Raw genomic sequence first — 7,092 nt, forward strand, 5'->3', positions numbered from 1 at the left:
AGATTAAATTTATAGATAGCAGGCGTATTTTTATTGACATAGTAGGTATAATAAAATTCGTTCTGCGCTGCGCTTGCCCATTTAGGGAAGATATTTAATCCGCCACGAAGCACAACCTGCTGGTAAGTAAGCGTATAGTCAGCCACCATGATCTCGCTCTCACGCGTCGAAGTGTAGCGAGAGAGCAAAATCATCTCCTTCATCCAATCGACGTTTGAGTACCCTAGCTGCTTGACGATCTCGGATACCGCCATATGTGCTAAAAACGGATACTTTTCGGCATTTGAAAGCGTAAAACTCTTCTCATACATCACCCTACCGCTGTTTACCTCAAGCACTTTAGCTTTTAGGCTCATCGGCGAGCTTTTATCACTTACCGCGTAGCGCACGATCAGAGCGGCACCGCTAGAGCCTAGATTATCGGAAGCACCCGCATCATAGCTGCTTTGTAGATACTCGTCGCTGACTTCAAAAGTCGCGCCGACCTTTAGATCGCCCACCATAAGTTTAAAGAATTTGTTGCCAAATTCTGAATTTGCAAGGTTCGATGCATCTTGAACGACGATTTTAGGTAGATTTACCCCTTCGTTTACGATAGACATGGTCGCATCTGCTGCGAAAATGCTACTACAAAATGCAAGAATCAAAAGTAGTTTTTTCATCTTTTCTCCTTAAATTTAATTTGATTTCGCAATCTCGGTTAATCTTATATTAAGTTTATGAAGTTTATTATCCGGCGATTTTGAAAATTTTTGCTTCGAAAGCCCCTTTAAAAATCTGTCAAGCTTTTGGTTAAATTTTATATCGCGACCTAACTCGATAATTTTATAACCCACCACTCGTCCGTCCGCGCCGAAAGTAACCTCGACCGTTGCGTCATCGTTAGTGGTAGCATCTTGTTTTAGCCACAGATATTCTAGCTTCTTTGCAATATCTCCATAATAAGCCCTAAATTCTTTAGAATTTTGAATTTCAGTGTTTAAATTTGAAGAGGTAGAATTTTTAGCAGAATCCACATCTTCTGCAAAAAGCATACAGCAAAACACAAAAATACCAAAAAGTTTTTTCACTCTTTTCCTTACAAAATTCTAATTCGACTTCATCACATCAGACATCTTAGTCTTGATCTCATGCGCCGCCCCATCCGGAGACTTCGGAAAGCTTTGGGTTGATAGATTATCCAAGAAATCCCGCAGCTTCTGGTTAAATTCCGTCTCTCTTCCCAGCTCATCGATTTTATAATCCACGACTCGTCCATCTGCACCGAAAGTTATAATAATCGTCGCATCATCTTTCGTGGTCGCTACGTAGCGGCTCCATAGAACCTGAAGCCTCTTTTCTATCGCGCCGAGGTAGGCGTTAAATTCCCCCGTCCTTTGCGTCCTGCCGCCAAGCTTATCGGATTTGACGACAGCATTTTTAGATGCCGCTTTATCCTTAGCACTAGAGGTGGCGGTTTCTTTATCGGACTTTTTGTTACTCTGAACGGCGTCGCTAGCTTTAGCGCTCTCCTCAAGCTTCTTATTGTCTTTGGTCGTATCCGAAAAAAGATCGCTCAAGCTCGGTTTTTCCTCTTTTTTTGGCTCCGGCTTAACTTCCTCTTTTTTCTCTACTACTTTTTCGGAAGGTTTATCTTCCAACTTAGGCTCAGGCTTGGGCTCCTCTTTTTTGGGCTCAGCTTTAGGCTCGTCCTTTTTAGGTTCCGGTTTTGGCTCTTCCTTCGGCTTTTCGGGCTCTTTTGGCTTTGCCTGCACCGGAGGTGGCGGAACTACTTGCGCCGTAGTCTTAATTTTATCCTCCGGCACGTCCTTCACATTCTTATTTTCAAACTCGCCTTGCTTTGTTTCTTTGGCGATTTCAGGCGCGGACGGAAGTTTATCATCTATTTCGAAATCAAAAGTAACATCCATATAATCGTTGGGATTGTCAGTATATTTTTTAAATTTTTCCTGCGGCTTTGAAATTTGATATAAAAGAACAAAAATCACCAGCAGATAGGCAAAAAGAGCGATTAGAAACGATTTAAAATTATCGTATTTAACCCCCGTAAAATTTGAATAATTAGCCATTTGTTTGAAGTGCGACTTTTGTAAAACCCGCCTGCTTTAGGCTCTTTAAAACAAACATCACATCGTCGTAAACGAGTCTCTTATCGGCTTGGATATAGACGGGTTTTTCCAAGCTATACTTGCCGGTGCCTTTAAGCAGCACGAGATTATCCGGGAATTCAGCTAGGCTCATCGAGCTTTTGTCGATATAAACCTTGCGATCTTCGCCGATACGCACAAGCAAGAATTCTGCGGTATTTTCCGAAACCTGTGCTTTTGAGCCACTAGGCAGTTCGATCTTCTCATCGTAGATAATCGCCGTTTGCGCGACCATTAAAATCGCTAGCAAAACAAGCATAATATCGACGAGCGGAGTGATATTTAACTCTGGATTTTCGTCGAAATTATACATTAAATAGCTTTTCCAGTGTTTGCTTTAAATAGCAAAATATCTGCCGTACGATTTATGATGCTCATAACTTCGTATGCTTTGCGTTTTATAAGTAAGCTGAAGGTGTATGCGGGGATCGCTACAAAAATTCCACATCCTGTGGCAACCAGTGCCTCGCTGATCGCAGGAGCGATGGTGTCGATGCCGGAATTTCCGTCGCCAAGCTTGGAAAATGTGTGAAGTATGCTAACGACTGTACCAAATAGCCCGATAAACGGCGAAGTGGAGGCGACGATAGATAGCCAAGTAAGTCCGCTAGTGGAGTCGCGTTCGGCCTTGCCTTTATAAATTTCCAAGGCTTCTTTTGAAATTTTATCGGTATTTACTTTTTGAAAAATAGAGCCCGAAAGCGAAATCCTACCACCCATCAGCAAGGATTCGAGTGCCTTTGCTTCGCGGTGTTGCCACGCACTAAGCCCTACAAATCTAGAGATCAAAATCGTAAAAGTGACGATAAAATAGATGGATAACCAAGAAAGCACAAATATCGTAATAAACGTGCTTCTCGTAAAATAACTTAAAATTAGATCTAGCATATTTAACTTTGCCTTGCGAATTCGTCAACTCTAGCCATAATCGCTGCGGAATTTGCCGCATCGGAGCTAATGGACGCAAGCATATCTTTAGCGCGCTGCAAAGACTTCGCTACGGCGCTTTCGCTATCACCTCCGATAGCTACGGCTTGAGTGGCTAGAATAGTAGTTTTTTCTTCGGTAACTTCCAAAAATCCGTCGTTTACCAAAACAAGCTGCTTTTTGCCATCTTTATCTACGATCTCAACAACTCCGCCTTCGCTTTTATCTTTAAGCCCCGTTAGCAAGCTCGCATGCCCTGGCAAAATACCCATTTCGCCAGTAATGCCGGGGAGCTGGACGGATTTGACTTCACCCGAAAAGACCATCCCTTCGGGCGTAACGATATCTAAAAGCAAAAATTCTTTCATCTTAAAATTCCTATGCTTTCATCTTTTCAGCTTTTGCCACTACCTCGTCGATGTTTCCCACCATATAAAAGGCATTTTCCGGCAGATCGTCGTATTTGCCCTCTAAAATTCCTTTAAATCCCGCGATAGTCTCCTCTAGCGAGATATATTTGCCCGGGCTTCCGGTAAATACCTCGGCTACGAAAAACGGCTGAGATAGGTAGCGCTCGATCTTTCTAGCGCGCTCGACTACGAGTTTATCCTCTTCGCTAAGCTCGTCCATACCCAAAATCGCGATAATGTCTTGCAAGTCTTTGTATTTTTGAAGTACCGCTTGGACTCCGCGAGCGACTTTATAATGCTCCTCGCCGATAATTTGCGGATCGAGCATTCTTGAGGTTGAATCAAGCGGATCGACGGCAGGATAAATTCCTTTCTCAGCGATCGCTCTGTTTAAAACGGTCGTCGCATCAAGGTGCGCGAAAACGGTCGCCGGCGCAGGGTCGGTAAGGTCGTCCGCAGGCACATAAACGGCCTGAACGGAGGTGATAGAACCCTTTTTGGTCGAAGTGATGCGCTCTTGTAATTTACCCATTTCGCTAGCAAGCGTAGGCTGATAACCGACCGCGGACGGAATTCGTCCTAAAAGCGCGGACATCTCTGAGCCCGACTGCGAGAAACGGAAGATATTGTCGATAAACATCAAAACGTCAAGTCCTAGCTCGTCGCGGAAATACTCAGCCATCGTAAGACCGGTTAGCGCGATGCGATTTCTCGCCCCCGGCGGCTCGTTCATCTGGCCGTAGGTCAAGGCGACTTTATCCAAAACGCCCGATTCTTTCATCTCATTATAAAGGTCGTTTCCCTCTCTCGTTCGCTCGCCGACGCCCGCAAATACGGAGTAGCCGCTATGTTTGAAAGCGACGTTGTGAATCAGCTCCATGATGATAACGGTCTTACCGACGCCAGCACCGCCGAATAGTCCTACCTTACCGCCCTTTGCATAAGGAGCTAGCAGATCGACTACCTTAATGCCGGTTTCAAAAATTTCACTCTTCGTGCTTTGATTTTCAAAGCTAGGCGGATCTCTGTGGATCGACCAGCGAGTTTCAAATTTTTCATCCTCGCCTTCGTCGATCAGATCGCCCGTGACGTTAAAAATTCTACCCAAAACCTTCTCGCCCACAGGCACCGTAATAGGCGCACCCAGAGCCGTAGCCTCAAGCCCTCGCCTAAGTCCATCGCTCATATCCATAGCGATCGTGCGGACGCGGTTGTCTCCAAGGTGCGCGGCTACCTCTAGGATCAGCCTACGATGAGCGCCCTCGACGTCAAATTTAACCTCGATAGCTTCATTAATCTTCGGCAAGTAGTCCTTGAAATCGACATCGACCACGGGACCCATTACCTGAGAAATTATTCCTTTCATCCGTTTTCCTTTCATTTCATTGATTCGACGCCGCTTATGATCTCGATAAGCTCAGTCGTGATAGAGCCTTGTCTGGCTTTGTTGTATGCTAAATTTAACTGCGATACGCGCTCCTTAGCGTTGTTTGTCGCATTCTCCATCGCATTCATTCTCGAGCAATGCTCCGCTGCCAAAGAGTCGATCAGCGCGTAATACATGCTGTAGCTAAGATAGCTCTGGATTAAATTTAACATCAATGTTTCTTCATCCTCAGGACTTTCAACCTCTACTTCCAATGTAGATGTTTTTAAAGCGTCCTCGCTAATCGCAGGCTCACCGATTGGCACCAACGTATTTACCCGCATCTCTTGGGTAATCATATTCAAATAGCCGTTATGGATAAGTATAACTTCGTCAGTTTTACCTTCGTTAAAATCCTTAACCGCGGCTTGCACGATTTCGTTAGCTTTCTCGGACGATGGAGATGAGCTCACGCCGATATATCGCTCCAAAAGCTCAATGCCTTGAAAATCAAAATACTCTATCCCCTTTTTGCCGACGGCGCGAAGGCGAACCTTGATCTTTTTAGCTTTAAGCTCCTCGATCAAAGCTTTGATCTTTTTGATGGTATTGATATTAAAACCGCCGCAAAGCCCTTTATCTGCGGTAATAAACAGCAAATCAACCACCTTTACCTCTCGAGTGGTATCAAAAATTCTAAGTTTTTCGTCGTTGCCCGAATTATTGCCTACGTAGTTTTTAACGCGCGCAGAAATTTCACCTAAGACCTCGTTAATCTTCACCGCATAAGCTCGCGAGCGCATCGCCGCCTCTTTAGTGTTTTTGAGCTTGACGTTGGAGACCAGCTTCATAGCTTTGGTGGTCTTCTCCGTATTTTTAACGCTCTTGATCTGTAGCTTTATATCTTTTAAATTTGCCATAATTTAGCCTTTTTAAGCGGCAAAGGTCGCTTTAAAGTCATTTAGAGCCTTGATTAAATTTTCTTCCAAATCCTTCTCGATGGTCTTTTTGCTTCTGATCTCTTCAAAAATTTCAGGGTATTTCGCCTCGATATATGGATATAGCTCAGCTTCAAATTTGCCAATTGAGCTCGTAGGTACGTCGTCTAAAAATCCGCGGCTTCCTGCAAAGATGATCACTACTTGATTTTCGACCGGAAGCGGCGAATAAGGAGGTTGCTTTAAAATTTCGACCATTCTTTGTCCGCGATCTAGCTGCTTACGGCTACTCTCGTCCAAATCACTCGCAAACTGCGCAAACGCCTGAAGCTCGCGGTATTGAGCAAGATCCAGACGCAAGGTTCCCGAGACTTTTTTGATCGCTTTAATCTGCGCGGAACCGCCGACGCGGCTAACCGAAAGACCCACGTTGATCGCAGGACGAATTCCCGAGTTAAATAGACCAGATTCTAGGAAAATTTGACCGTCGGTGATGGAGATGACATTTGTAGGGATATATGCCGAAACGTCGCCTGCCTGCGTCTCGATAATAGGAAGCGCCGTTAGGCTGCCTGCACCGAGTGCGTCGCTTAGCTTACTAGCACGTTCAAGCAAACGAGAGTGCAGGTAGAATACGTCGCCAGGATACGCCTCGCGTCCCGGCGGACGACGCAAAATTAGTGACATCTCGCGATACGCAACCGCATGCTTGCTCAAATCATCGTAGATGATAAGCGCGTGGCGGGAGTTATCTCTGAAATACTCACCCATGGTGCAGCCCGAATACGGAGCCAAATACTGAAGCGCGGCTGCCTCGCTAGCACCGGCTGCAACTACGATCGTATAATCCATCGCGCCGTATTCTTCAAGCTTTTTAACGACTTGTGCGACGGTGGATTGTTTCTGACCGATTGCTACATATATGCAGATGACGTCTTGGCCCTTTTGATTGATGATGGTATCAACAGCAACGGTGGTTTTTCCTGTTTGGCGGTCGCCGATGATGAGCTCGCGCTGTCCGCGACCGATCGGCACTAGCGCGTCTATCGCTTTAAGACCGGTTTGAAGCGGTTCGTGGACGGACTTACGAGCCATGATGCCTTTAGCCTTTTCTTCGACAAATCTAGTATCGCTAGTCTCTATCGCGCCTTTGCCATCGATCGGTTCGCCTAGAGCGTTTACTACGCGACCGATTAATGCATCACCTACCGGAACGCGCAAAAGCTTACCCAGTCTTTTAACGCTACTACCTTCGTTAATACCGCTAGTATCGCCTAAAATAACGATGCCGACACTGCTCTCCT

At 45.4% G+C, this 7,092-nt stretch carries 8 protein-coding genes and 1 pseudogene; all 9 read right to left on the bottom strand.

Annotated features, from left to right (window positions below; genetic code table 11):
- Positions 1-662 (bottom strand): annotated as a pseudogene (tolB, locus tag Q0340_RS01185) (Tol-Pal system protein TolB); the annotation flags it as partial.
- Between the two features lie 15 nt (positions 663-677).
- A complete protein-coding gene (locus Q0340_RS01190) occupies positions 678-1,070 on the bottom strand; it encodes a TonB C-terminal domain-containing protein (RefSeq protein ID WP_298081822.1) in 393 nt (130 codons plus the stop codon).
- Positions 1,071-1,088: 18 nt separating this feature from the next.
- Entirely contained in the window at positions 1,089-2,069 is a 981-nt protein-coding gene (locus Q0340_RS01195) for a TonB C-terminal domain-containing protein (protein WP_298081823.1), read from the bottom strand.
- A complete protein-coding gene (locus tag Q0340_RS01200; RefSeq protein WP_005869629.1) occupies positions 2,062-2,460 on the bottom strand; it encodes a biopolymer transporter ExbD in 399 nt (132 codons plus the stop codon). Before Q0340_RS01200 ends, Q0340_RS01195 begins: the two co-directional genes overlap by 8 nt.
- Positions 2,460-3,035: a MotA/TolQ/ExbB proton channel family protein gene (locus Q0340_RS01205; protein WP_298081824.1), complete on the bottom strand. Its 576-nt coding sequence runs from the start codon at positions 3,033-3,035 to the stop codon at positions 2,460-2,462. Before Q0340_RS01205 ends, Q0340_RS01200 begins: the two co-directional genes overlap by 1 nt.
- A gap of 2 nt (positions 3,036-3,037) precedes the next feature.
- Entirely contained in the window at positions 3,038-3,442 is a 405-nt protein-coding gene (gene atpC / locus Q0340_RS01210; RefSeq protein ID WP_291938303.1) for an ATP synthase F1 subunit epsilon, read from the bottom strand.
- Between the two features lie 10 nt (positions 3,443-3,452).
- Positions 3,453-4,850, bottom strand: coding sequence for a F0F1 ATP synthase subunit beta (gene atpD, locus Q0340_RS01215; RefSeq protein WP_295151010.1), 1,398 nt, complete (start codon positions 4,848-4,850; stop codon positions 3,453-3,455).
- A gap of 11 nt (positions 4,851-4,861) precedes the next feature.
- Positions 4,862-5,770: an ATP synthase F1 subunit gamma gene (gene atpG, locus Q0340_RS01220; RefSeq protein WP_297915132.1), complete on the bottom strand. Its 909-nt coding sequence runs from the start codon at positions 5,768-5,770 to the stop codon at positions 4,862-4,864.
- Between the two features lie 12 nt (positions 5,771-5,782).
- The coding region (gene atpA / locus Q0340_RS01225; protein ID WP_298081825.1) for a F0F1 ATP synthase subunit alpha at positions 5,783-7,092 on the bottom strand (1,310 nt) is incomplete at its 5' end.

The sequence above is a fragment of the uncultured Campylobacter sp. genome (genome assembly GCF_938045595.1).
GTDB lineage: Bacteria > Campylobacterota > Campylobacteria > Campylobacterales > Campylobacteraceae > Campylobacter_B.